This is a genomic window from Ensifer meliloti, from assembly GCF_030064585.1.
Lineage (GTDB): Bacteria > Pseudomonadota > Alphaproteobacteria > Rhizobiales > Rhizobiaceae > Sinorhizobium > Sinorhizobium meliloti.
Genome location: NZ_CP120365.1, coordinates 804,999 through 830,610, shown reverse-complemented (window position 1 = coordinate 830,610; position 25,612 = coordinate 804,999). Strand labels below are relative to the sequence as shown.

General features: G+C 63.6%; 22 protein-coding genes. 21 read left to right on the top strand and 1 reads right to left on the bottom strand.

Annotation, left to right across the window (positions count from 1 at the left end; all coding sequences use genetic code 11):
* The first annotated feature begins 582 nt into the window (after positions 1-582).
* The 11 genes from cobU (at position 583) to PZL22_RS10970 (ending at position 14,938) form a co-directional block, all read left to right on the top strand.
* Positions 583-1,110: a bifunctional adenosylcobinamide kinase/adenosylcobinamide-phosphate guanylyltransferase gene (cobU, locus tag PZL22_RS11020; protein ID WP_003530724.1), complete on the top strand. Its 528-nt coding sequence runs from the start codon at positions 583-585 to the stop codon at positions 1,108-1,110.
* A 3-nt stretch (positions 1,111-1,113) separates the two neighbouring features.
* Positions 1,114-2,178 carry a cobalamin biosynthesis protein CobW gene (gene cobW, locus PZL22_RS11015; protein ID WP_003530726.1) on the top strand — a complete coding sequence of 355 codons (1,065 nt, stop codon included), beginning with the start codon at positions 1,114-1,116 and terminating at the stop codon, positions 2,176-2,178.
* 72 nt (positions 2,179-2,250) lie between these two features.
* Entirely contained in the window at positions 2,251-6,069 is a 3,819-nt protein-coding gene (cobN, locus tag PZL22_RS11010) for a cobaltochelatase subunit CobN (RefSeq protein WP_284718649.1), read from the top strand.
* Positions 6,070-6,079: 10 nt separating this feature from the next.
* Positions 6,080-6,724 (top strand): cob(I)yrinic acid a,c-diamide adenosyltransferase, encoded by a 645-nt coding sequence (cobO, locus tag PZL22_RS11005; protein ID WP_003530731.1) that lies wholly within the window; start codon positions 6,080-6,082, stop codon positions 6,722-6,724.
* 196 nt (positions 6,725-6,920) lie between these two features.
* Positions 6,921-8,087: a transporter substrate-binding domain-containing protein gene (locus PZL22_RS11000; RefSeq protein WP_003530734.1), complete on the top strand. Its 1,167-nt coding sequence runs from the start codon at positions 6,921-6,923 to the stop codon at positions 8,085-8,087.
* Positions 8,084-8,698 (top strand): ANTAR domain-containing response regulator, encoded by a 615-nt coding sequence (locus PZL22_RS10995; RefSeq protein WP_003530737.1) that lies wholly within the window; start codon positions 8,084-8,086, stop codon positions 8,696-8,698. The genes PZL22_RS11000 and PZL22_RS10995 overlap by 4 nt, the downstream gene beginning before the upstream one ends.
* Positions 8,679-9,575 (top strand): ABC transporter permease, encoded by an 897-nt coding sequence (locus tag PZL22_RS10990; protein WP_284718648.1) that lies wholly within the window; start codon positions 8,679-8,681, stop codon positions 9,573-9,575. Before PZL22_RS10995 ends, PZL22_RS10990 begins: the two co-directional genes overlap by 20 nt.
* A complete protein-coding gene (locus tag PZL22_RS10985; protein WP_003530741.1) occupies positions 9,575-10,495 on the top strand; it encodes an ABC transporter permease in 921 nt (306 codons plus the stop codon). The genes PZL22_RS10990 and PZL22_RS10985 overlap by 1 nt, the downstream gene beginning before the upstream one ends.
* A 41-nt stretch (positions 10,496-10,536) precedes the next feature.
* Positions 10,537-12,153, top strand: coding sequence for an ABC transporter substrate-binding protein (locus PZL22_RS10980; protein ID WP_015007699.1), 1,617 nt, complete (start codon positions 10,537-10,539; stop codon positions 12,151-12,153).
* A complete protein-coding gene (locus tag PZL22_RS10975; RefSeq protein ID WP_003530745.1) occupies positions 12,143-13,087 on the top strand; it encodes an acetamidase/formamidase family protein in 945 nt (314 codons plus the stop codon). The genes PZL22_RS10980 and PZL22_RS10975 overlap by 11 nt, the downstream gene beginning before the upstream one ends.
* Positions 13,088-13,156: 69 nt before the next feature.
* A complete protein-coding gene (locus PZL22_RS10970; protein WP_003530747.1) occupies positions 13,157-14,938 on the top strand; it encodes an ABC transporter ATP-binding protein in 1,782 nt (593 codons plus the stop codon).
* Between the two features lie 23 nt (positions 14,939-14,961).
* Here the strand turns inward: PZL22_RS10970 and PZL22_RS10965 are convergent, their stop codons facing one another.
* Positions 14,962-15,747 (bottom strand): TSUP family transporter, encoded by a 786-nt coding sequence (locus tag PZL22_RS10965; RefSeq protein ID WP_033048774.1) that lies wholly within the window; start codon positions 15,745-15,747, stop codon positions 14,962-14,964.
* Between the two features lie 326 nt (positions 15,748-16,073).
* Between PZL22_RS10965 and PZL22_RS10960 the strand changes: the two genes are divergently transcribed.
* The 10 genes from PZL22_RS10960 (at position 16,074) to PZL22_RS10915 (ending at position 25,602) form a co-directional block, all read left to right on the top strand.
* Positions 16,074-16,502, top strand: a complete 429-nt coding sequence (locus tag PZL22_RS10960) for a cobalamin biosynthesis protein (RefSeq protein WP_033048781.1) — start codon at positions 16,074-16,076, stop codon at positions 16,500-16,502.
* Between the two features lie 133 nt (positions 16,503-16,635).
* Positions 16,636-17,475: a uroporphyrinogen-III C-methyltransferase gene (gene cobA / locus PZL22_RS10955; RefSeq protein ID WP_003530753.1), complete on the top strand. Its 840-nt coding sequence runs from the start codon at positions 16,636-16,638 to the stop codon at positions 17,473-17,475.
* Entirely contained in the window at positions 17,472-18,761 is a 1,290-nt protein-coding gene (locus tag PZL22_RS10950; protein WP_033048777.1) for a cobyrinic acid a,c-diamide synthase CobB, read from the top strand. Before cobA ends, PZL22_RS10950 begins: the two co-directional genes overlap by 4 nt.
* Positions 18,762-18,763: 2 nt before the next feature.
* Complete coding sequence (gene cobD / locus PZL22_RS10945; protein WP_003530757.1) at positions 18,764-19,765, top strand: threonine-phosphate decarboxylase CobD; 1,002 nt, start codon at positions 18,764-18,766, stop codon at positions 19,763-19,765.
* Positions 19,765-20,748: an adenosylcobinamide-phosphate synthase CbiB gene (gene cbiB / locus PZL22_RS10940; protein ID WP_003530759.1), complete on the top strand. Its 984-nt coding sequence runs from the start codon at positions 19,765-19,767 to the stop codon at positions 20,746-20,748. Before cobD ends, cbiB begins: the two co-directional genes overlap by 1 nt.
* Before the next feature lie 150 nt (positions 20,749-20,898).
* Complete coding sequence (locus PZL22_RS10935) at positions 20,899-21,186, top strand: acyl carrier protein (RefSeq protein ID WP_010969581.1); 288 nt, start codon at positions 20,899-20,901, stop codon at positions 21,184-21,186.
* Positions 21,187-21,357: 171 nt separating this feature from the next.
* Positions 21,358-21,834 (top strand): 3-hydroxyacyl-ACP dehydratase FabZ family protein, encoded by a 477-nt coding sequence (locus PZL22_RS10930; protein WP_003530766.1) that lies wholly within the window; start codon positions 21,358-21,360, stop codon positions 21,832-21,834.
* Positions 21,835-21,836: 2 nt separating this feature from the next.
* Entirely contained in the window at positions 21,837-23,039 is a 1,203-nt protein-coding gene (locus PZL22_RS10925; RefSeq protein ID WP_003530768.1) for a beta-ketoacyl-ACP synthase, read from the top strand.
* A gap of 12 nt (positions 23,040-23,051) precedes the next feature.
* Positions 23,052-24,335 (top strand): beta-ketoacyl-ACP synthase, encoded by a 1,284-nt coding sequence (locus PZL22_RS10920; RefSeq protein ID WP_003530769.1) that lies wholly within the window; start codon positions 23,052-23,054, stop codon positions 24,333-24,335.
* Positions 24,336-24,573: 238 nt separating this feature from the next.
* Positions 24,574-25,602: a zinc-binding dehydrogenase gene (locus PZL22_RS10915; RefSeq protein ID WP_284718647.1), complete on the top strand. Its 1,029-nt coding sequence runs from the start codon at positions 24,574-24,576 to the stop codon at positions 25,600-25,602.
* Positions 25,603-25,612 lie beyond the last annotated feature (10 nt).

The window sequence follows — 25,612 nt, the reverse complement described above, 5'->3', positions numbered from 1 at the left end:
GGCCCCGGTGTCGCAGGCCGTCGATTGACTTTGCCGCCGCCGCTTCATAATTAACGCAGTATGGATGGTTCTCTCGTGCCGAGGTGGGGCGAGGGAGTAAATGGGAATGCGACGGGGCGGACCCACGCCGGGCGCCCTTATCGCAGCCGACCCCGCGACTGTAGAACGGTCAGGGTTCGCCATCGGGCATTTCGCCGAATTCAACGCGCTGCATGGGGCAGTCTCGTGAAGTTTGGCGACATGTCGGAAAAGCCACTGGCGTGGCATTGCGATCAGCCGGGCAGGACGCCTCTTCTTCTACGAATCGTCCGCCTTTCGCGATGCCGCAAACGCCGGGAAGGCGAGGCGAGCCCGTTCGGTCTTTTGCCGCATCGTTTTTCGGGCCGAGCCGGTCCGGCGAACGTGCGGCCATGAGGATCGTGACGCCGTGAGCCAGGAGACCTGCCATCCGTCAGGGCATTCCGCCCAAGGGGAGATGCTCCCCGATGCCAGCACGGAGGTTGTCGTGGCTCATAGATCTTCGATCGAACGCGTTTTCGGCGTGCGCCGTTGCCGCTACAGCCATCGCTATGGCAAGCGGTAATGGACATTTCAAATCTCGGCCCGACCCTTGTGCTTGGCGGCGCGCGTTCGGGAAAATCCACCTTCGCGGAAAAACTCGTCGAAGCCACCGGGTCTCCGATGCACTATCTTGCGACCGGCCGGGCCTTCGACGAGGAGATGCAGGAGCGCATCGCCCTTCACCAGGCCACTCGGCAGGGCAAGGGCTGGACCACGCACGAGGAACCGCTCGATCTCGTGGGGCTGCTTCGCCGCATCGATGAGCCCGGCCGGGCTGTCCTCATAGACTGCCTGACCCTGTGGGTGACCAATCTGATGATGGAGGAGCGCGACATGGCCGCCGAATTCGCCGCGCTCGCCGCCTTTCTGCCCGAGGCGCGCTCGCGCCTCGTTTTCGTCTCCAATGAGGTGGGTCTCGGGATCGTCCCGGAAAACCGGATGGCGCGCGACTTTCGCGATCACGCCGGCCGGCTCCATCAGATCGTGGCGGAGAAATCCGCAGAAGTTTACTTTGTCGCGGCCGGACTGCCGCTGAAAATGAAGGGTTGATTCATGACACTCGCAAGGGCTCCGCAGCGCAAGATACCGGCTACCGTCATCACCGGCTTTCTCGGTGCCGGCAAGACGACGATGATCGGCAACCTGCTGCAGAATGCCGACGGCAAGCGCATAGCGCTGATCATCAACGAATTCGGCGATCTCGGGGTCGACGGCGATGTGCTGAAGGGCTGCGGAGCGGAAGCCTGTTCGGAAGAGGATATCATCGAACTGACCAATGGCTGCATCTGCTGCACCGTTGCCGACGACTTCATTCCGACCATGACGAAGCTGCTCGAGAGGGAGAACCGGCCGGATCATATCGTCATCGAAACCTCCGGCCTGGCGCTGCCGCAGCCGCTCGTCGCCGCATTCAACTGGCCGGACATCCGCAGCGAGGTAACGGTCGACGGCGTCGTCACAGTGGTCGATAGCGCAGCGGTCGCCGCGGGCCGCTTTGCGGATGATCACGACAAGGTGGACGCGCTGCGCGTCGGCGACAATAATCTCGACCACGAGAGCCCGCTCGAAGAACTTTTCGAGGATCAGCTCACCGCCGCAGACCTCATCGTTCTCAACAAGACGGACCTTATCGACGCCGCGGGACTCAAGTCCGTGCGCGAAGAGGTGGCCTCCCGCATCAGCCGCAAGCCGACGATGATCGAGGCGAGGAACGGCGAGGTAGCCGCCGCCATCCTGCTCGGGCTTGGCGTGGGTACGGAGGGCGATATCGGAAACCGCAAGTCTCACCACGAGATGGAGCATGAGGCAGGCGCGGAGCATGATCACGACGAGTTCGACAGCTTCGTCGTAGAGCTCGGCGCGATAGCCGACCCTGCCGCTTTCACCGAAAGGCTCAAGGGCGTGATCTCAGAGCACGACGTGCTGCGCCTCAAGGGCTTCGTCGACGTTCCGGGCAAGCCGATGCGCCTCCTGGTCCAGGCGGTCGGCAGCCGCATCGACCAGTATTTCGACCGCGCATGGGCTTCCGGCGAAACACGCGGTACGCGTCTCGTCGTCATCGGGCTGCACGACATGGACGAGCCTGCCGTGCGTGCAGCGATTTCAGCGCTCGTGTGAGGCGATTCTGAGCGTGAAACTGAATTTCACCTCCCCAACCCCTCGGGAGGGGTGTTTGTTGCGGGAGCATCCATGCATCTCCTCCTAGCTCAGAAAGGAACGATCGCCGACGGTAATGAGGCGATCGACCTCGGACAGAGCCCGGGCGACATATTGTTCCTGTCGGCGGCCGATACGGAACTTGCCTCGATCGCGGCTGCCCATCGTCAGCGCGCGGGCGCAAGAAGCCTGCGGATCGCCAGCCTGATGAATCTCATGCACCCCATGTCGGTCGACACCTACGTCGAACGCACGGCGAGGCATGCGAAGCTGATCGTCGTACGGCCGCTCGGTGGTGCGAGCTACTTCCGTTACGTCCTGGAGGCGCTCTACGCCGCGGCGGTTGCGAATAAATTCCAGATCGCCGTGTTGCCGGGCGACGACAAGCCGGACCCGGGCCTCGACCCGTTTTCCACCGTCTCGGTGGAAGACCGGCAGCGCCTTTGGGCGTATTGCACCGAAGGCGGCGCGGAGAATGCCGGCCTTTTCCTTGATTACGCGCAGGCATTGATCGACGGCGGCGACAAGCCGCAGCCGGCGCGGTCGCTGCTCAAGGCCGGCATATGGTGGCCGGGCAGGGGCGTGATCGGCGTCGAGGAATGGGTTCGCCTATCCGAACTGCGTCGGGCTGTACCCACCGCGCAGGCGGACAGAGCGGAACACGAACCCACCGTCGCCGTCTGCTTCTACCGCGCGCTCGTCCAGAGCGGGGAGACGAAACCGGTAGAGGCGCTGATCGAGGCGCTTGCGGCCGAGGGCGTGCGGGCACTCCCCGTTTTCGTCTCCAGCCTCAAGGATCCGGTCTCGATCGGCACGCTCGAAGCGGTCTTCGCCGAAGCCCTTCCGGATGTCGTGATGAACGCCACGGGCTTTGCCGTTTCCGCACCGGGCGCGGACCGCCAGCCGACCGTGCTCGAATCGGGCGGCGCGCCGGTGCTGCAGGTCATCTTTTCCGGGTCGTCGCGGGAGGCCTGGGAAACTTCGGCTCAAGGGCTGATGGCCCGCGATCTCGGCATGAATGTCGCGTTGCCGGAGGTGGACGGGCGGGTTCTCTCCCGTGCCGTTTCCTTCAAGGCAGCCTCGGTTTACGACCCGCTGGTGGAGGCCAATATCGTCGGCCACGAGCCGCTTGCCGATCGCGCGCGCTTCGCGGCACGCCTCGCCGCCAATTGGACGAAGCTGCGCCGGACCCGGCCCGAGGGCCGCCGGGTCGCAATCGTCATGGCCAACTATCCGAACCGCGACGGGCGCCTCGGAAACGGCGTGGGTCTCGATACGCCTGCCGGCACGATTGAAGTGCTGAAGGCGATGACGGCAGAAGGCTACGCTGTCGGCAATGTTCCTGATGACGGCGACGCGCTGATCGGCTTTCTGATGGCCGGGCCGACCAATGCGGCGAGCCGCGACCGGGAAATCCGCGAAACCATTTCCTTGAATCGCTACAAGGGTTTCTTCGACGCGCTTCCGAAAAAGATTCAAGAGGAAGTGACCGCGCGCTGGGGTGCGGCGCAGGCCGATCCCTTCTTCATCGACGGCGTATTCGCCCTGCCGCTCGCGCGCTTCGGCGATGTGCTCGTGGGCATCCAGCCGGCGCGTGGCTACAACATCGATCCCAAGGAAACCTATCACGCTCCGGACCTCGTGCCGCCGCACGGCTATCTGGCTTTCTATGCCTATCTGCGCGAGGTCTTCGGCGCCCATGCGATCGTCCATATGGGCAAGCACGGCAACCTCGAATGGCTTCCCGGAAAGGCGCTGGCGCTTTCCGAAGAATGCTACCCCGAGGCGATATTCGGCCCGATGCCGCATCTTTATCCCTTCATCGTCAACGATCCCGGCGAAGGCACTCAGGCCAAGCGGCGGACGAGCGCCGTCATCATCGACCATCTGACGCCACCTTTGACGCGGGCGGAGTCCTACGGACCGCTCAAGGACCTGGAGGCGCTGGTCGACGAATATTACGAGGCTGCGGGCGGCGATCCGCGGCGGCTCAGGCTGCTCAGCCGGCAGATCCTCGATCTCGTCCGCGACATCGGCCTCGACCACGACGCCGGGATCGAGAAGGGCGACAGCGAGAACCAGGCGCTCGAAAAACTCGACGCCTATCTCTGCGACCTCAAGGAAATGCAGATCCGCGACGGCTTGCATATCTTCGGCCTGGCGCCGGAAGGACGGCTTTTGACCGACCTCACGGTCGCGCTCGCCCGTGTGCCGCGGGGTCTGGGTGAGGGCGGAGATCAGAGCCTGCAACGGGCAATCGCGGTGGACTTGGGGTTGCACGCGGCTTCACGCTCGCAACCCTTCGACCCGCTCGATTGCGTCATGTCCGACCCCTGGGCCGGCCTGAAGCCCGATCTTCTCGCCGCCCTCTCGGATGCGCCATGGCGCACCGCCGGCGACACGGTCGAGCGCATCGAACTGCTTGCGGCGAAGCTCGTTTCAGGCGAAATCGCCTGTCCGGTGGGATGGACCAACACCCGCGCCGTACTTGCCGTGATCGAGACGCGGCTGAAGCCTTCGATCCAAAGCTCCGGCGAGGCGGAAATAAAGGGTCTGCTGACGGGCCTCGACGGCCGGTTTGTCGCCCCCGGTCCCTCGGGTGCGCCGACGCGCGGCCGTCCGGACGTGCTGCCGACGGGGCGCAACTTCTATTCGGTGGACAGCCGGTCCGTGCCGACCCCGGCGGCCTACGAGCTCGGCAAGAAATCGGCGGAGCTGCTCATCCGCCGCTACCTGCAGGACCATGGCGAATGGCCGTCCTCCTTCGGTCTCACGGCCTGGGGCACCTCCAACATGCGTACCGGCGGAGACGATATCGCCCAGGCTTTGGCACTGATCGGAGCAAAGCCCGTCTGGGATATGGCCTCGCGCCGCGTGACCGGGTACGAAATCGTTCCGCTTGCCGTTCTCGGCCGTCCCCGTGTCGACGTCACCCTGCGTATTTCCGGCTTCTTCCGCGACGCCTTTCCCGAGCAGATAGCACTCTTCGACAAGGCGGTCCGCGCGGTCGGCGCGCTCGACGAGGACGATGCCGACAATATGATCGCCGCCCGCATGCGTGCCGAAACGCGGCGGTGGGAAGAGCGGGGCGCCGACGCGAAGGAGGCTCGACGCCGTGCCTCCTATCGCGTCTTCGGTTCGAAACCCGGCGCTTACGGAGCGGGCCTGCAGGCGCTTGTCGACGAGAAGGGCTGGGAAACGCGCGGCGATCTTGCCGAGGCTTACCTCACCTGGGGCGGCTACGCCTACGGTGCCGGCGAGGATGGAAAGGCGGAGCGCGGCCTTTTCGAGGAGCGTCTGCGCTCGATCGAAGCCGTGGTCCAGAACCAGGACAATCGCGAGCACGATCTGCTCGACAGCGACGACTACTACCAGTTCGAGGGGGGCATGAGCGCCGCGGCCGAGCATCTCGGCGGCCAGCGCCCGGCCATCTACCACAACGACCATTCGCGCCCCGAAAAGCCGGTCATCCGCTCGCTCGAGGAGGAGATCGGCCGCGTGGTGCGTGCCCGCGTTGTCAATCCGAAGTGGATCGACGGCGTGATGCGCCACGGCTACAAGGGAGCCTTCGAAATCGCCGCGACGGTCGATTACATGTTCGCCTTCGCTGCGACCACCGGGGCGGTCCGCGATCATCACTTCGAGGCAGCCTATCAGGCCTATATCGCCGACGAGAAAGTCCTCGGGTTCCTGCGCGAAAAGAACCCGGCCGCGCTTTCGGAAATATCGGAGAGGCTGCTGGAGGCGATCGACCGCGGCCTATGGAACCCGCGCTCCAATTCGGCGCGATTCGAACTGAACAGCCTTTCCGGCCGCGCGGCTACCGACCGTCTGATGGCCGGAAATCAATAGGGAGGACATCATGAACGACGAGACCGCGAATACCGGCGAACCGATCGCCGAGAAGGATGAAGCGCGTCACGCCATGAAGATGGCGAAGAAGAAGACCGCCCGTGACAAGATCATGGCCACCAAGACGGACGAAAAAGGCTTGATCATCGTCCACACCGGCAAGGGCAAGGGCAAGTCGACTGCCGGATTCGGCATGATCTTTCGCCACATCGCCCACGGAATGCCCTGCGCCGTCGTTCAGTTCATCAAGGGCGCCATGCACACGGGCGAACGCGACCTGATCGAGAAGCATTTCGGCGAGATCTGCCAGTTCCACACGCTCGGCGAAGGCTTCACCTGGGAAACGCAGGATCGCGCGCGCGACATTGCCATGGCGGCGAAGGCCTGGGAAAAGGCCAAGGAGCTCATCCGCGACGAACGCAACTCAATGGTGCTCCTCGACGAGATCAACATCGCGCTGCGCTACGACTATATCGACGTCGCCGAGGTCGTAAGCTTCCTCAAGGAAGAGAAGCCGCACATGACGCATGTGGTCCTGACCGGCCGAAACGCCAAGGAAGACCTGATCGAGATCGCCGATCTGGTGACGGAGATGGAGCTGGTGAAGCATCCCTTCCGCTCGGGAATCAAGGGCCAGAAGGGCGTCGAATTCTGATGACGCAGAGCTGGCAGCTATTGGCGCTGCTCTCCGCAGCGCTGACTGCCGTCTTCGCCAAAATCGTCGCCGCTATGTCCATTCGTATTGACAAGTCGTATCCTAGCGTTAGGCTTGGCTGAAATTATCTGTCGGCATCTGGGCCTCGAAGAGAAACTTTGTTTCTCTGCGGGGCCTTTTTGCATTTGAGGGGCGAATGACAGGCAACGTTACCTACCCGGTGGGAGTATTGTTCTCGCGGAGCGGCAGCTATGCGCAGCCGGCGGGCCAGGGCTTTGGCGGCGCGATGGCAGCAATCGAGCATGTCAATGCATCCCGGCGTTTCCCGTTCAGGCTCGAGGCCCATCATCTCGATCCCGCAGGCGAGGCGGATCGCTATGCACCGTTTTGCAGGCAACTGATCCGCGAGCACGGTGTGCGCCATGTGGTGGGCTGCACCACCTCCTGGAGCCGCAAGGAAGTGATTCCCGTGGTCGAGAAGCTCGACGCGCTGCTCTGGTATCCATGCGTCTATGAAGGTTTCGAGGTTTCCGAAAACCTTATCTACGTTGCCGCCTGTGCCAACCAGCACCTGGTGCCGCTTCTCGACTATATCGCGCCGCGCTTCGGCAGCAGGGCGATGCTTGTCGGCTCCAACTATATCTGGGGCTGGGAGACCAACCGGATCGCACGCGACATTCTCCATCGCTCGGGCGGCGAGGTCCTGGGCGAGCGTTTCGTGTCGATGGGAGACACGGATATCGCCCATCTGATCGACGAGGTGCGCGAGAAGAAACCGGATTTCATCCTGAACAACCTGATCGGACCGTCGTCCTACGCTTTTCTGCGCGCACTTCAGGCTCTCGCTGAAGCAGATGATCGCTTCCATCCGGATAGATGCCCGGTCATCAGCTGCAATCTGTACGAGGGCGAGATCGCCGGGCTCGGACACGCCGCGGCGGGACATTTCACGGTCAGCTGCTATTTCCGCACGATCCAGTCGCCCGAAAACGACTCCTTCCTGAAGACACTTGCGGCGCTGGATCCGGGTGCCGTGGTCGATGCCTTCTATGTGCAGGCATTCAGTGCCGTGGTGATGATCGCCGAGGCGATCGCACGCAGCGGCAGCGACGATGCGGATCTTGTACGCGCCGCCCTGTGCGGGCAGGCAGTCGACACGCCGCTCGGGGCCATCAGCGTCGATCGATGGACGAACCACGTGGAATTGCCTGCCCATATCGGCCGCGCGGGTGCGGATGGCAGTTTCGAGATCGTCAAGCGCTCGTATGAAGCCATCGCGCCGGATCCGTTCCTGACATCCACGCCGCTTGTCCGCCCGTTGGGGCGGGACGAGGGGCGGCCCGAACTGAAGGTGGTGAAATGAGTTCCGTTCATAACACCCCGAATTTCGACGGCTGGCGGGCGCTCATCCTGCACCGGCCGCATCAGAACGTCGACGCTCTCTTTGCCCAATGCGCCCGCATAGGCATTGCGGCGGAACAGGCCTGGCCGGATTTTTCCAGGGATCGATCTGCAGAGGAGTTCAACGTCCTCCTGATCGACGCAGATATGGGTCACGACGAGCAATTTCCCTGGCGTCAGGGGGAAGCCCCCTTGCCGATGATCGCACTGATCGGCTCCGAGGCACCCGGCCGCATCGCCTGGACTATCGCGCAAGGGGCCGACGCGCAGCTCCTGAAGCCCATCGGCAGCGCCGGGCTGTACAGTGCTCTGATGGTCGCAAGCCACAGTTTTGTCCGCCGCCGTGCGCTCGATCGTGACGTCGCCGCATTGAAGGATCGCCTCGCGCGACGCCAGGAACTTGCGGAGGCGACGGCACTGCTGATGCTCCGGAAGAACTGCGGGGCCAGCGAAGCCTACCAGCACCTGCGCCTGACCGCGATGTCGCGCAGCTGCAGCATCGAGGACGTCGCTGCGGCCATCGTCCAGGAATTCGAGAACCACGGATTGAAGAATGCCGACCATGGTCGCTGAAACGGCGCGCAGCAAAGAGAATAGGACACCGGGCGTGTGGACGCGCCTCCTGCACAGGCCGCTTGCGCTCATCGGTCTTGCGGTCATCATCGTGGTGGTGGGCGCAGCAGCGCTTGCGCCTTGGATCGTGCCCTATGACCCGCACGAGCAGTTCTTCGAGGGTCTGACCATCGAAGGCGCGCCGCTGCCGCCCAACAGCCAGTTCAGGCTGGGTACCGACCTTGTCGGACGCGACCTCCTTAGCCGCCTGATCTACGGCGCGCGCACCTCGCTCGTCATCGGCGTGGTCGCCAATGGCATTGCCGTCGTCATCGGCTCGCTCGTCGGCATTGCAGCCGGCTATTTCCGGGGCTGGGTGGACACCGTGCTGATGCGCTTCACCGATCTGATGATGGCCTTTCCGGCACTTCTCCTTGCCATCGTTCTGGCTGCGATCTTCACGCCCAGCCTATGGATCGTGGCGATGGTCATCGCCATGGTGAACTGGGTGCAGATCGCCCGCGTCGTCTATACCGAAACCCGCTCGATCGCCGAGCGCGATTTCGTGACTGCCGAGCGGGCCATGGGCGCCGGCGCCGGACGCATTCTCTTCCGTCACATCCTGCCGCATCTCCTGTCCACGATCATCGTCTGGGCGACGCTCGGCATTGCCACGACTGTACTACTGGAGGCGACGCTTTCATTCCTCGGTATCGGCGTGCAGCCGCCCATCCCGTCGTGGGGCAACATCATCTTCGAAAACCAGACCTACTTCACCTCGGCACCATGGCTGGTGTTCATACCGGGCGCGGCGATCCTGGCGCTCGCGCTCGCCTTCAACCTGGTCGGCGATGCGCTACGCGATGTCCTCGATCCGACGCAGCAGGGGAGGCATTGATGGCAGCCTATATCGCGCGGCGACTGCTTCAGACGGTCGTCATCCTGCTTGGCATCAGCTTCGTCACCTTCGTTCTGCTCTATCTGATACCGGCCGATCCGGCCAGACAGATCGCCGGCCGCAGCGCAACGGCTCAGACCGTGGAGAACATCCGCGAACAGCTCGGGCTCAACCTGCCCTTCTACGAGCAATATCTGCGTTACGTCACCGGCCTGGTGCAGGGCGACTTCGGCCGCTCCTATCTGCAGAAGACGGAAGTCGCCACTTTGATCGCATCGCGCCTTCCGGCAAGTCTCTTGCTGATGGCCGGAGCCATCACTTGTGAACTGATCTTCGGGCTCACCATGGGCATCGTCGCGGCGCTCCGGCGCGGCTCACGCACCGACGATACGCTGATGATCGCGTCTTTCGTCGGGGTGTCGGCGCCGCAATTCGTGATCGGCATCCTGCTGCTTTACGTCTTCGCCGTGAAGCTCGGCTGGTTCCCGATTGGCGGCTACGGCACCTTCGCCCATCTGGTCCTGCCCTCCGTTACGCTCGGCTTCCTGGGCGCCGGTTGGTATTCGCGCATGATGCGTTCCTCGCTGATCGAAGTGATGCGCCAGGATTTCATCCGCACGGCGCGCGCAACCGGTGCCGGTCGCGCCAAGGTCCTGTTCCGGCACGCAATGCCCAACGCGATACTGCCCGTTATCGCGATGATCGGCATCGACATCGGTCTGTTCATGTCCGGCATCGTGGTGGTGGAAAGCGTCTTCGGCTGGCCCGGCATCGGCCAGCTGGCCTGGCAGGCGATCCAGCGGGTGGACATCCCGATCATCATGGGCGTCACGCTCGTCTCTGCGTTTGCAATCGTGCTCGGCAACCTGCTCGCCGACCTCATCACACCGCTTATCGACCCACGCATCAAGCTGCGCTGACGCGGGAAGAAAAAACTGCAGCATCAAGAAAGGAACTTCAGATGAGGAACTTGCTACTGGCCGGCGTCTGCGCCGCCGCACTCATGGGAAATCCCGCGCTTGCCGACGACATCAAGCAGGGTGGCGAAATGACCGTCACCTACAAGGACGACGTTTCGACCCTCGATCCGGCGATCGGCTACGACTGGCAGAACTGGTCGATGATCAAGTCGCTGTTCGACGGCCTGATGGATTATGTCCCGGGCACGACCGAGCTGCGTCCCGACCTTGCCGAATCCTACGAAATCTCGGAGGACGGCAAAATCTTCACGTTCAAGCTGCGCAAGGGCGTCAAGTTTCACAACGGCCGCGAGCTGACTGCCCAAGACGTGAAATATTCGATCGAGCGCGTGGTGAACCCGGCGACCCAGAGCCCGGGTGCCGGGTTCTTTGCAACGATCAAAGGGGTCGAAGAGGCCTCGGCCGGCAAGGGTGGCGAGCTATCCGGCATCACGGTGCAGGATCCGCACACGATCAGGTTCGAACTGACCCGCCCGGACGCCACTTTCCTCCACGTCATGGCGCTCAACTTTGCCCATGTCGTGCCGAAGGAGGAGGTCGAGAAACACGGCGCCGATTTCGGTAAGAATCCGGTCGGTTCCGGTGCCTTCAAGCTTGCCGAATGGACACTTGGGCAGCGTCTGGTGTTCGAACGCTTCACCGACTATTGGAACGAAGGGCTTCCGAAGCTGGACCGCATCACCTTCGAGGTTGGCCAGGAGCCGGTCGTTGCGCTTCTTCGCCTGCAGAACGGCGAAATCGACGTGCCCGGAGACGGCATTCCGCCGGCGAAGTTCGTCGAGGTGACGAACGACCCCAACTTCAAGGATCTGATCATCCGGGGCGGCCAGCTGCACACCGGCTATGTGACGATGAACGTCAAGATGGCTCCCTTCGACAAGGTCGAGGTGCGCAAGGCTGTGAACATGGCCATCAACAAGGATCGTATCCTGCGTATCATCAACGGTCGCGCGGTCGCTGCCAACCAGCCGCTGCCGCCCTCGATGCCCGGCTATGCAAAGGACTACGCAGGCTATGCCTACGATCCCGAAGGCGCCAAGAAGCTGCTCGAGCAGGCCGGCCTCGGCGACGGGTTCTCGACCGAACTCTATGTCATGAACACCGACCCGCAGCCGCGCATCGCCCAGGCGATCCAGCAGGATCTGAAGGCGATCGGCATCACGGCATCGATCAAGTCGCTCGCACAGGCCAATGTCATCGCGGCCGGCGGCGAGGAAAACCAGGCGCCGATGATCTGGTCGGGCGGCATGGCGTGGATTGCCGATTTCCCCGATCCGTCGAACTTCTACGGCCCCATTCTGGGTTGCGGCGGTGCCGTGCCGGGAGGCTGGAACTGGTCCTGGTACTGCAATGAAGAGCTCGACAAGAAGGCAGCCGAAGCCGACGCCATCGTCGACCCGGCAAAGGCCGCGGAGCGCGAGGCCCTGTGGCGCGACATCTATCTGAAGATCATGGAGGACGCGCCCTGGGCGCCGATCTTCAACGAGGAGCGCTTCACCATCCGCTCGGAGCGTATCGGCGGCGACGACAAGCTGTTTGTCGATCCGGTCCACATCCCCGTCCACTACGATCAGGTATATGCAAAAGATGTGCAGTAACTGCGACTACACCATCCACGGACGCCATCACCACTACGGCTGGGATCATTCGATCCCGCCGGTGGAAACCGTGGCGCCCGGATCGCGGCTCGAGTTCAATTGCCTGGACTCCGGTTCCGGTCATTTCACCGCCGACAGCACGGTTGCCGATGTCTCGACGGTCGATTTCACGAAGGTCAATCCGGTCACCGGTCCCATCTATGTCGATGGGGCCAAGCCGGGTGACGCCCTGAAGGTGACCATCGAGCACTTCAAGCCGAGCGGCTTTGGCTGGACCGCCAATATTCCGGGCTTCGGGCTCCTCGCCGACCAGTTCGCGGAGCCGGCGCTGACACTCTGGAAATATGATCCGGCTACGCTCGCTCCCGCAGCCTTTGGCGAGTTCGGCCGGGTTCCTCTGAAGCCCTTCGCCGGCACGATCGGGCTCGCGCCGGCAGAGCCGGGGCTGCATTCCGTGGTTCCGCCGCGGCGGGTAGGAGGCAATCTCGACATTCGCGACCTGGCGGCGGGCACAACCCTCTATCTGCCCGTCGAGGTGGAGGGCGCCCTGTTCTCCATCGGCGACACGCATGCGGCGCAGGGCGATGGCGAAGTCTGCGGCACGGCCATCGAAAGCGCGATGGACGTGGTCCTGAAGCTGGAACTGGTGAAGGACGCCAATCTCAGGATGCCGCGCTTTACCACGCCGGGCCCCGTCACACGGCATCTCGATGCCGAGGGCTATGAGGTCACGACCGGTATTGGAAGCGATCTGATGGAAGGTGCGCGGGCGGCCGTGTCCGGCATGATCGACCTTCTCTGTGCGACACGCGGCATGAAGCCGGAAGACGCCTACATGCTCTGCTCCGTCTGCGGCGACCTTCGCATCAGCGAGATCGTCGACCAGCCGAACTGGGTCGTGTCCTTCTATTTCCCGCGCATCGTCTTTGCGTGACGAACCGGTCCTGCCCCGCCTCGGCGGGACAGGACGTCCTTCCGATGACATTGCCAAGGCCTCTGCCTGATGACATCCTCTCTGCTTTCCGTGAAGGATCTGACCGTCCAGGTGGCTACGCCGACCGGGCCGAAGGTCGTGGTGGAGCGTCTGTCCTTCGATCTTCTTCCCGGCAGGACGCTTTGTCTTGCAGGCGAGAGCGGATCGGGTAAATCGATGACCGCGCTTTCGCTGATGCAGTTGCTGCCGAAGCCGATGGCACGTATTGCGGGCGGCTCGGCCACTCTCGATGGCGAGGACATATTGGCGCTTCCGGAAGCACGCATGCGGCGGATTCGCGGGCGCAAGATCGGGATGATCTTCCAGGAGCCTATGACCTCGCTCAATCCGGTGATGACGGTCGGCAATCAGCTGATCGGGGCGATCACCGCCCACGGAAACACCAGTGGCCGGCGCGCCGCGCGGGCGCGGGCCGTCGAACTCCTGGACCAGGTTCAGATTCCAGAGCCGGAGCGGCGGCTCGGCCAGTATCCGCACGAGCTCTCCGGCGGCTTGCGTCAGCGCATCGTCATCGCGATGGCGCTCGCGCAAAACCCGAAAATCCTGATCGCCGACGAGCCGACGACGGCGCTCGACGTAACGGTTCAGGCGCAGATCCTGGCCCTTATCCGCAAGCTGCAGGCCGATCACGGGATTTCGGTGATCATGATCACCCATGATATGGGCGTGGTCGCGGAAATGGCCGACGAGGTGCTGGTGATGAAGCATGGCCGTACCGTGGAGCACGCAACCAGCAGGGATCTTTTCGCGCATCCGCAGGATGCGTACACGAAGGAGCTCCTTTCCGCCGTGCCGCGCCTTGGCGAAATGGCGGGAACGGAGACGCCGAAGCGTGCAGCGGGGAAGGCGGTCGAGGCAGGATCTGAGCCAGGCGCCGAACAGCCGATGCTCCAGGTCGAGAACCTCGCGGTTCGCTTCGACATCAAGGGCGGCATCCTTCAGCGCCCGGTCAGGCGACTTCACGCGGTGGAGGGCATCTCTTTTTCCGTGCGCAGGGGTGAGACGCTGTCTCTCGTCGGAGAGTCCGGTTGCGGCAAGTCGACGACCGGCAAGGCGCTCTTGAACCTTGTCCCGTGGACGGGAGACATACGCGTCGACGGACGCTCCACGCGCGGCTTGCGGGGGAGCACGATGCGGCCCATCCTGCGTGACGTCCAGATGATCTTCCAGGACCCTTACGCATCGCTGGATCCGCGTATGCGGGTCGGCGATCTGGTGGCCGAGCCACTTGTGATCCACGGCCTTGCAAGCGGAAGCGAGCTGCGTGACCGGGTGGAGTATCTTTTCAAGCGGGTCGGATTGTCGCCCGAGCAGATGAAGCGTTACCCGCATGAGTTTTCGGGCGGTCAGCGGCAGCGCATCTGTATCGCGCGCGCCCTGTCTCTCTCACCGAAGCTCATCGTCGCAGATGAGTCCGTTGCGGCACTCGACGTGTCGATCCAGGCACAGGTGCTCGATCTCCTGCAGGACATCCAGGACGAGACCGGCGTCTCCTACCTGTTCATTTCTCACGACATGGCGGTCGTCGAGCAGATCAGCCACCGGGTAGCGGTCATGTACATGGGCCGCTTCGTCGAAATGGGCACGCGGCGGCAGATCTTCGAGAGTCCGCAGCATCCCTATACGAAGAAACTGATGGCAGCCGTTCCCGTGGCGGATCCGGGTCGAGTACGCCGGGATTTCGTGCCGAAAGCGGAAGACCTGCCGAGTCCTGTGCGCGCCCTGGATTATGCGCCATCCTTCCCGCCGCCATCGGATCTGGGCGGCGGACATCTCGTCTGGAACGGCTGAACTGTCGTCGGTTTGCGGCCGGCCTACAGCCCCAGCCAGATCCGCAGCGGATATTCCGGATCGGCAAGCAGCCGGATGGCGAGCGCGATCGAAACGACGACCAGCAGAGGCTTGATGATCTTCGCGCCCTTTGCCATCGCATAGCGCGAGCCGACCTGCGCGCCGAGGAACTGGCCGACGCCCATCGTAAGGCCGATCTTCCAGAGCACGACGCCGCTGAGCAGGAAGACGAAGAATGCGCCGATATTGGAACCGAAGTTCAGGAATTTCGTGTGCGCCGTCGCCTTGAGGATGCCGTAGCCCGCGAGCGAGACGAAACCGAGCATGAAGAAGGAACCTGTGCCCGGACCGAAAACGCCGTCATAGAGGCCGATAAGGGGCACGAAGGTGACGGTGAACAGGAAAACCGACAGGCGCCGATGTTTGTCGAGGTCGCCGATATTCGGCTTGAAACCGAAGTAGAGCGCGATACCGATCAACAGGAACGGCAGCACGGCCTCCAGAACGTCCGCGGGAACGACCGTCGCGAGCAATGCGCCCAATACCGCGCCTGCCGCCGACATCAGCGCCATCGGGAGTTCCTCCCGGAGGTTCACGTGGCCGTGCCGGGCATAGGCGATGCTCGCCGAACCGGAGCCGAAAAGCGACTGCAGCTTGTTGGTGCCGAGCGTCTCGAGCGGTGGAATCCCCGCGATCAGCATGGCCGGGATGGTGATCATCCCGCCGCCGCCGGCGATCGAATCGATGAACCCGGCAAGGAATGCGGCCGCGAAAAGAAAGAGCAGTATGTGGAGGGCTAGGTCGTGCACTGGAGTCTCGAGCAAATAGGGCGGCGGGAACTGCTTCAGCCGCCTTGTGTCAGAGGTGACGCCGAAATGCAAAGTTTGTCTGAGGTCGATCCCGTGGCCGCACGGATTGCGACACGTGGATGGCGCAATCCGGTTTGACCGACCTGAAGCGCTCCGATAAAAATGACGATCATGCGACGGCGTCCGTTCAGGCGGACTGAAAGAGCGTCCGGTGCGGCCGACCCATACAGGGGGCTTGATCCGGTGCTGTCCGGACCGGTACGTGGCATTTCGCCGGGCCGGCGCTTCGTATGGAACGCCGACGCCGCATGGGAGCCGCACCGCATATGCCTTCCGCCGAAGGACACATCACCGCCAAACTCGTGCTCGGCCTTGGCTGCGAGCGCAACACTGCGCCCGAAGAGGTTATCGCGCTTGCCGAACAGGCGCTTGCGGACGCCGGCGCTTCCGGCAGGGATGTCGCACTCGTCGCCTCTCTGGATGCGCGGACCGATGAGCCCGCGATCCATGCGGTCGCGCAGCACTTTTCGGTGCCCACGCATTTCTTCGACGCTGCCACGCTGGAGGCGCAATCGTCGCGTCTAAAAAATCCATCGAAGGTCGTCTTTGCCCATACGGGTTGCCACGGCGTCGCTGAGGGCGCGGCTCTGGCGGCCGCCGGGTGCGACGCGGTGCTGCTCGTGCCTAAGATCCGATCGGTGCGGGCGACGGCGGCAATCGCCGGACCGGCTGGTTTTGCAAGGGGAGCCGTGTGATGGCCTCGGTCGAATTTTGCAGTTTCTTTGATGAGCCGATTCAATTATCTGCCATTGTTTCCTGCATAACGACTTCAAGTTTTTCCTCGGTTGGATCGGATGGAATGCCTTGCTTTGCCCGGAGTATCGACCGATGACCGACATGTTTGCCGGCCTGCCTGAACTCGAGCCGGGTTCGGTCTGGCTCGTCGGTGCGGGCCCGGGGGATCCCGGCCTTCTGACCCTGCACGCAGCCAATGCGCTTCGCCAAGCGGATGTCATCGTTCACGATGCGCTGGTCAACGGTGATTGCCTCAAGCTCGCCAAAGCGAGTGCAGCACTCGAATTTGCGGGCAAACGCGGCGGCAAGCCTTCGCCGAAACAGCGCGACATCTCGCTGCGGCTCGTCGAACTGGCGCGTGAAGGGAAGAGGGTGCTGCGCCTCAAGGGTGGCGATCCCTTTGTCTTCGGCCGAGGCGGAGAGGAGGCGCTGACCCTGGTCGAGCACCGCATCCCGTTCCGCATCGTTCCCGGGATCACCGCGGGCATAGGCGGGCTTGCCTATGCCGGCATTCCGGTCACGCATCGGGAGGTCAACCACGCGGTGACTTTCCTTACCGGCCATGACTCTTCCGGCGTCGTGCCGGACAGGATCAATTGGGAAGGCATTGCCAAGGGCTCTCCGGTAATCGTCATGTACATGGCGATGAAGCATATCGGCCAGATCTCCGCCAATCTGATGGACGCCGGCCGCTCGCCGGACGAGCCGGTGGCCTTCGTCTGCAATGCGGCGACACCGGAACAGGTGGTGCTGGAAACCACTCTTTCGTCCGCTGAAGCCGATGTGACCGCTTCGGGGCTCGAGCCGCCGGCAATCGTCGTCGTCGGCGAGGTCGTCCGGCTTCGCGCCTCGCTCGACTGGCTTGGCGCGCTCGATGGCCGGGCGCTCGCTCCCGATCCGTTTTCGAGCCGCATTCTCCGGAACCCGGCATGAATGGACTGATGATTGCAGCCCCGAGCTCCGGCTCGGGCAAGACCACGGTGACGCTCGGCCTGATGCGGGCATTGAGACGGCGCGGGCTCTCGATCGCGCCTGGAAAGGCGGGGCCGGACTATATCGACCCGGCTTTTCACACGGCTGCCAGCGGCAAACCCTGCTTCAATTATGACCCCTGGGCAATGCGCCCCGAACTGCTCCTAGCCAATGCGGCGGCTGCGGCGGAAGACGGCTCGGTGCTGATCATGGAGGCGATGATGGGCCTCTTTGACGGTGCAGCGGACGGCACGGGCGCGCCGGCGGATCTCGCCGCAGCACTCGGACTTGCAGTGATCCTGGTCGTCGATTGCGCGCGCCTCTCCCATTCCGTGGCCGCCCTGGTCGGCGGCTATGCCCGTCACCGCGACGATGTCCGTGTCGCGGGCGTCATTCTGAACAGGGTCGGCAGCGACCGGCATGAGGGAATGCTGCGCGATGCGCTTGCCGGAATTGCGATGCCGGTCTTCGGCGTACTGCGACAGGACGCTGCACTGAAGCTGCCCGAACGCCACCTGGGCCTCGTACAGGCAGGCGAGCATGGATCGCTGGAAGCCTTCATCGATCACGCGGCAATGCGGGTCGCATCGGGTTGCGATCTCGAGGCGGTGCTTGCTGCGGCGACGCCGCTGACGGTGGGAGTGACGGCCGGAACGCTAAAGCCGCTCGGCCAGCGGACAGCCGTCGCGCGCGACGTGGCCTTCGCCTTCTGCTACGAGCATCTTCTTTCGGGCTGGCGCGGGCAGGGGGCCGAAGTCACATTCTTCTCGCCTCTTGCGGACGAGGCGCCCGATCCGCGTGCCGATGCGGTCTATCTCCCCGGCGGTTATCCCGAGCTTCATGCGGAACAGCTCTCCAATGCTTCGAATTTCCGCGCGGCCATGCACAAGGCCGCTGGGGGCGGGGCGCGCATCTTCGGTGAGTGCGGCGGCTACATGGTGCTCGGCGAGGGGCTTGTCGCGGCGGATGGCGGGCGCTACGAGATGCTCGGCCTTTTGCCGCTCGTCACGAGCTTCGCCGAACGCAAGCGGCATCTCGGCTACCGGCGCGTCACGCCGGTTGACGACGTGTTTTTCCGGGGACCGATGACGGCGCACGAATTTCACTATGCCACGATCGTTTCGGAGGGCGCGGCTGAGCCGCTCTTCACGGTACGTGACGCGGCAGGGCTCGATCTCGGCCGCGCCGGCCTCCGTCGCCGGAACGTTGCCGGCTCCTTCATGCATCTCATCGATTTCTCGGAATGATCATGGCCGCTCCCATCATTCATGGCGGCGGGATCACGGAAGCCGCAGCGCGCTTCGGCGGCACGCCCGAAGACTGGCTTGACCTCTCGACGGGCATCAACCCTTGTCCCGCCGCCCTGCCGGAAATCGACGCGCGCGTCTGGCACCGATTGCCGGATCGGCATGTGGAAGAGGCAGCGCGTGCGGCGGCCAGTCGCTACTATCGGACGGGCGAACTCATGCCATTGCCGGTGCCCGGAACACAGGCCGCCATTCAATTGCTCCCGCGGATCGCCGGCCAGGGAAAACGCGTCGCCATATTCGCGCCGACCTATGGCGAATATGCGCGCGTACTGAAAGTCGCCGGCCTTGTCGTCGACTCCGTCACGTGCGCCGGTGATCTCCAGGCGGCGCACGGCCTGGCGGTCGTCGTCAATCCGAACAATCCGACCGGCCGGCGCTTTCCGCCGGAGGAAATCCTTGCAATGGCGGAGGCGATGCGGGCGCATGGCGGCCTGCTCGTGGTGGACGAGGCCTTCGGCGATCTGGAGCCGGACGCAAGCGTCGCCGGACACGTTGCGGCCAATGACAACCTCGTCGTTTTCCGTTCTTTCGGGAAATTCTTCGGTCTTGCGGGTCTTCGGCTCGGCTTTGTAGTCGCGAGCCGGACGATCGAGGACTTGTTTCGTGACTGGCTCGGGCCCTGGTCGGTCTCGGGTCCGGCACTTGCGATTTCGGCGAAGCTGATGGAAGGCGACACGCTGGGGATCAAGGTCGGTATCGCGGAACGCAAGGCCGCGCTCGACGCGGTGCTTCTCGGCGCCGGGCTCGATGTGGTCGGCGGCACCGGCCTCTTCACGCTCGTAGAACACGAACGGGCTTACGATCTTCACGCGGCGCTCTGCGAGGCGCATATCCTGACGCGAAAGTTCGACTACGATCCGCGGTGGCTGCGTATCGGATTGTCACCGAACGCGCAGGGCGACCGTCGTCTCGCCGAGGCTTTGAACCGGATGGGTGTGTAGTGTCGGCTGAAATACTTCTTATCCTTGTGATGGCGCTGCTGCTGGACCGCGTCCTCGGCGATCCGGACTGGCTCTGGTCGCGTCTGACGCATCCGGTGGTGTTCTTCGGCAAGGCGGTCGAATTCGTGGACGAAGCGCTTAACCGCGGCGAATTCACCAAGGCCTGGCTGAAATTCCGCGGTGTGGTCGGCATACTGGTACTGCTCGCCGGAGCCACGGCCTTGGGTGTCGTGCTCGCTCGGCTTTTCGATGTGCTTGGCGCCCTCGGCTCTTTGCTCGAGGTTGTCACGGTGGCCGTCTTCCTCGCCCAGAAGAGCCTTGCCGATCACGTTTCCCGGGTTGCCGCCGCCCTGCGACGCGATGGACTTGCTGGCGGCCGCAAAGCGGTATCGATGATCGTTGGACGCGATCCGAACACACTCGACGAGCCGGCGGTCTGCCGCGCGGCCATCGAAAGTCTTGCTGAAAACTTTTCAGACGGCGTCGTCGCTCCCGCCTTCTGGTATGCGGTTGCCGGACTTCCCGGCCTTCTTGCCTACAAGATGCTGAACACGGCCGACTCGATGATCGGCCACAAGAGCCCGAAATATCTTCATTTCGGCTGGGCCTCGGCGCGGCTCGACGATCTGGCGAACCTGCCCGCGGCACGGCTCTCGGCCCTCCTGATCGCAGCCGGCGCCTATTTCAGGCGCGGTGCGGAAGCGGCGAAAACCGCAATCGAGGTGGCGCGGCGCGATCACGGACTTCACCGCTCGCCCAATTCCGGCTGGCCCGAAGCTGCGATGGCAGGCGCAACCGGCGTTCAGCTTGCAGGACCGAGAATCTATGGTGGTGTGAAGGTCGACGAGCCCATGATGAACGACGCCGGCCGTGCGGTTGCTGCCATCGAGGATATCGAGGCTGCGGTCACCGTCTTCTATGCGGCCTGTTCGGTGATGACGTTCGCCTTCGCGGCTGCTGCTTTGCCGCTTCTGCTTTTCTAGGTCCCGGATCACGAAGTAACCCCGCTCAGGGCCTACACGGTCGTCGTTGAGCAACACCTTCTCCAAATCGCGGTGGCAAAAGACCATGGGGCATTGGCTTTTGCGGTGCATTTTTCTATAGGGTTCGCCAAGACTCGAATTTTAAGAGGTATGCGCGTGACAGCTACATTCGACAAGGTTGCCGATATTATCGCGGAAACGAGCGAGATCGATCGCGAGACGATCAAGCCGGAAAGCCACACGATCGATGATCTCGGCATCGACAGCCTCGACTTTCTCGACATCGTTTTTGCGATCGACAAGGAATTCGGCATCAAGATTCCGCTGGAGCAGTGGACTCAGGAAGTCAACGAAGGCAAGGTCTCGACCGAGGAGTACTTCGTGCTGAAGAACCTTTGTGCCAAGATCGACGAGCTGCGGGCCGCAAAAGCGGGTTGAGGAAAGCCTGAAGCGGCTTTCCGCGTGGATCGCGCTTTCATCTGCGATCGGAGCTTGGCGATCATCGCTGACACGGATCGGCCCCTTTCCCGATGCCGCCTGTCGCGCCCCGCGCTTGACAGGCGGCATCGGCATTTTTACTTGAGCGCGAAACGAATGGGATGAGCCTGCATGCTCCTTGAATATTTCCAGATGATCGACCGGGTCGAAACCGTCGATCTGTCGGCCGGCCGTCTGGTGGCGCGCTCGGTCGTGCCGGAGAAGAGCCCGGTATTCGAGGGGCATTTCCCCGGCTACCCGCTGGTCCCGGGCGTGCTGCTGATCGAAACCATGGCGCAGGCTTCCGGCTTCCTGGTGCTGGCCGCGACGAAATTCGCCGCAATGCCGTTCCTGATGACGGTCGACGGTGCGAAGATGCGCAGCTTCGTCGAACCGAATGCCGAGCTCGAGATAGAGGCTCTGCTCGAGCACGAGGGATCCGGCTTCGCAGTGACGAAGGCCAGGATTGCGTCTGGCGGCAAGAAGATATGCGATGCTCAACTGAAGCTGAGGACGATCCCGTTCGACCAGGTGCCGCTGGGCGATATCGTGCGCAAGCGTGCGGAAGAACTGGGGCTCATGGCCGCGATGGCCGGTTCGGAGAAGTGAAAATGACGAAATCCGCGAACGATGTGGTGATCACCGGGGTAGGCATCGTGACGAGCCAGGGCGTCGGCGCCGAGCCTCATGTGGCGCTGCTCGGCGCGGCCGAGCCGCCTGAGGTTCGCATCGAAACGGAACGTTTCGCACCCTATCCGGTCCACCCGTTACCGGAAATCGACTGGTCGCAGCAGATTCCGAAGCGTGGCGACCAGCGGCAGATGGAGAACTGGCAGCGCCTCGGCGTTTTCGCTGCCGGCCTGGCGCTCGACGACGCTGGTCTCAAGGACAATCTCGAAGCCTGCGGAAGCATGGACATGATCGTCGCGGCCGGCGGCGGCGAGCGCGACATCAATGTCGACTCGCTCATCGTCGACGAGGCGCTGAAGCGCAACGACCGCGAACGGCTATTGAACGAGAAGCTGACGACGGAACTGCGCCCGACGCTGTTTCTGGCGCAGCTTTCCAACCTTCTCGCCGGCAACATCTCCATCGTGCACAAGGTCACGGGTTCGTCGCGCACTTTCATGGGCGAAGAGGCGGCCGGCATTTCCGCGATCGAGACGGCCTTTGCCCGCATCAAGGCCGGTCAGTCGAGCCACACGCTGGTCGGCGGTGCATTTTCGGCCGAGCGTCTCGACATCGTCCTGATGATCGAGGCGATCCAGGGCCATGCACTCGGTGAGTGGCATCCGATCTGGTCCCGCAAGCCCGAGGACGGGGGCGGCATGATCCTCGGTTCCGTTGGCGCCTTCCTGGTTCTGGAGTCGCGCGAATATGCCGAGTCACGCGGCGCCCGCATCTATGCGACGATCGATGCGATCGGCGGCGACCGCGGCAGCCGCGAGGACGGGCGGCTCGAAGCGCGCCTCAGATATCTATCGAAGCCGGCCCTCGAGCTCGATCCGCAGTCGACCGTCGTCTTTTCCGGCACCTCGGGCTTCCATGACCTTGCCGGACGGGAAAAGGCGTTTCTCGAAACCGAACTCGCCGGCCGGCCGGTCCGTGCCTATGGCGGGCTCGTCGGTCACGGCATCGAGGCGCAGTTTCCGGTCGGCATGGTCCTTGCCGCGCTCTCGCTCGGACACGCAGCCAAGGTTCCACCTTTCGACCCCGCCGCCGAAGCCCCGATGCTGGCCCCGGCAAGGGCGGCGGTCGTCACCACCATCGGCCACTCCCGTGGCGAAGGCGTCGCCGTGCTTGCCGCGGAATAAGGAGCTCAAACTATGAGCAAGGCTTATAAGGACCACCTCGGCCGTCCGATCGTTGCCGTCACCGGCATGGGCGTCATCACCTCGCTCGGGCAGGGGCTCGACGACAACTGGGCGGCGCTCACCGGGGGCGTATCGGGCATTCACAAGATCACCCGGTTCCCGACCGATGCTCTTTCGACCCGCATCAGCGGCACGGTCGACTTCATCGAGATTCCTGCGGAGAATGCCGTCGAGCGTTCCTATGCGATGGCGCGCGAAACGACGCTGGAGGCCCTGGCTCAGGCCGGCCTTTCCGGCGATTTCAACGGCCCGCTCTTCCTGGCGGCCCCGCCGATCGAGCCCGAATGGAATGCCCGTTTCGAGCTTGCCGACCGCTCGCCGCCGTCGAGCCAGCCGGGCGACGCCTATAATCGGTTCCTCGCGGCAATGCGGCAGAAGGCGGATCCGACCTTCCACGAGGCCGTGCTATTCGGCTCGATCTCGGAGCGTCTTGCGGACCGCTTCGGTACGCGCGGCCTTCCGGTGACGCTTTCGACGGCTTGCGCATCCGGGGCGACCGCCATACAGCTCGGCGTCGAAGCCATCCGCCAGGGCAGGACCGACAGGGCGCTCACGGTTGCGACGGACGGCTCGGTCAGTGCCGAGGCCCTCATCCGCTTCTCGCTGCTCTCGGCGCTCTCCACACAGAACGAGCCGCCGGAAAAGGCTTCGAAGCCCTTCACCAAGGATCGCGACGGTTTCGTGATTGCGGAAGGCGCCGCGACGCTGGTGCTCGAATCGCTGGAAGCGGCGGTCGCTCGCGGCGCCCGCATCTACGGCATTCTCAAGGGCTGCGGCGAAAAGGCCGACCTCTTCCACCGCACGCGTTCCTCCCCCGATGGCGGACCGGCGATCGCGACGATCCGCGCGGCACTTGCGGATGCGGGCATCGACGAAGCCGGGATCGGCTACATCAATGCCCATGGCACCTCCACGCCCGAAAACGACAAGATGGAGTATCTGTCGATGTCCGCGGTCTTCGGCGAGCGGTTGCCGTCGATCCCGGTCTCATCCAACAAGTCGATGATCGGTCACACGCTGACGGCAGCCGGTGCGGTCGAAGCGGTCTTCTCGCTCCAGACGATGCTCAGCGGCACGCTGCCGCCGACGATCAACTACCAGAACCCCGACCCGGCGATCGTTCTCGATGTCGTGCCGAACGTGAAGCGCAGCCAGCAGGTGACTGCAGTGCTGTCGAACTCCTTCGGCTTCGGCGGCCAGAACGCCAGCCTTGTCATGACCGCCGAGCCGGCCTGAGTGGAAGAAAAAGGCCCCCTCTGGCCTGCCGGCCATCTCCCCCACAAGGGGGGAGAAAAGGTGCGGTTGGCCTCTCGCTTCGCTCCAAGCGTCGCAACAAGATGAGCCTTGATTGGAAGGCGAAAGGCATGCCACGCCTACTCTCCCCCCTTGTGGGGGAGATGGCCGGCAGGCCAGAGGGGGTCTATCCCTTCCGCGCAACTCTCGCGCGACAACGACATATGCAAAGGAAAAGACCATGCGCGCCCTGCAATTGCTCGATGACCGCAAGCTTGAAATCACCGATCTGCCGGAGCCGGAGGCGCCCGGTCCCGGCGAGGTGACGCTGCGGGTCAAGGCGGTCGCGCTCAATCATATCGACGTCTGGGGCTGGCGCGGCATGGCTTTCGCCAAGCGCAAGATGCCGCTCGTCATCGGCGCGGAAGCCTCCGGCGTCGTGGAGAGCATCGGCCCGGGCGTCGCCAATGTGCTCCCCGGCCAGCTCGTCTCGATCTACGGTGCGCGTACCTGCGGCCTCTGCCGCCCGTGCCGCGAGGGGCGCGACAATCTCTGCGAACATGTCGGGGGCGTCCATGGCTTCCATCTGGACGGCTTCGCGCAGGAGAAGGTCAACCTTCCGGCGCGCCTGTTGGTGCCTGCACCCCCCGGCGTCGACGAAATCGGCGCGGCGCTGGCGCCGGTCACCTTCGGTACCGTCGAGCACATGCTGTTCGACAACGCCAAGCTCGAACCCGGCGAGACGATCCTCGTCCATGCCGGCGGATCCGGTATCGGCACGGCCGCGATCCAGCTCGCCAAGAAGATCGGTTGCACGGTCATCACCACAGTCGGATCGGACGACAAGATCGACAGGGCGAAGGCGCTCGGTGCCGACCACGTCATCAACTACCGGATCGATCGTTTCGAAGGCGTGGTGCGGAAGCTGACGAAGAAGAAGGGCGTAGATGTCGTCTTCGAACATGTCGGCAAGGATACCTGGGCGGGCTCGATGCTGTCGATGAAGCGTGGTGGACGCCTCGTCACCTGCGGCTCGACTTCCGGTGTCTCGACCGACATGAATCTGATGATGCTGTTCCAGCAGCAGCTGAAACTGCTCGGCTCCTTCGGCTGCCGAATGGAGAACATGGCGAACGCCATGCAGAAGATGGGGCGCGGGCTCGTTCACCCGGTGATCGACACCGAGGTGGGGCTCAACAATATCGACCGCGCGCTGGAGCGTATGGAGTCGCGCCAGATCTTCGGCAAGATCGTGTTGCGGATGGATTGATCTTCGTGCG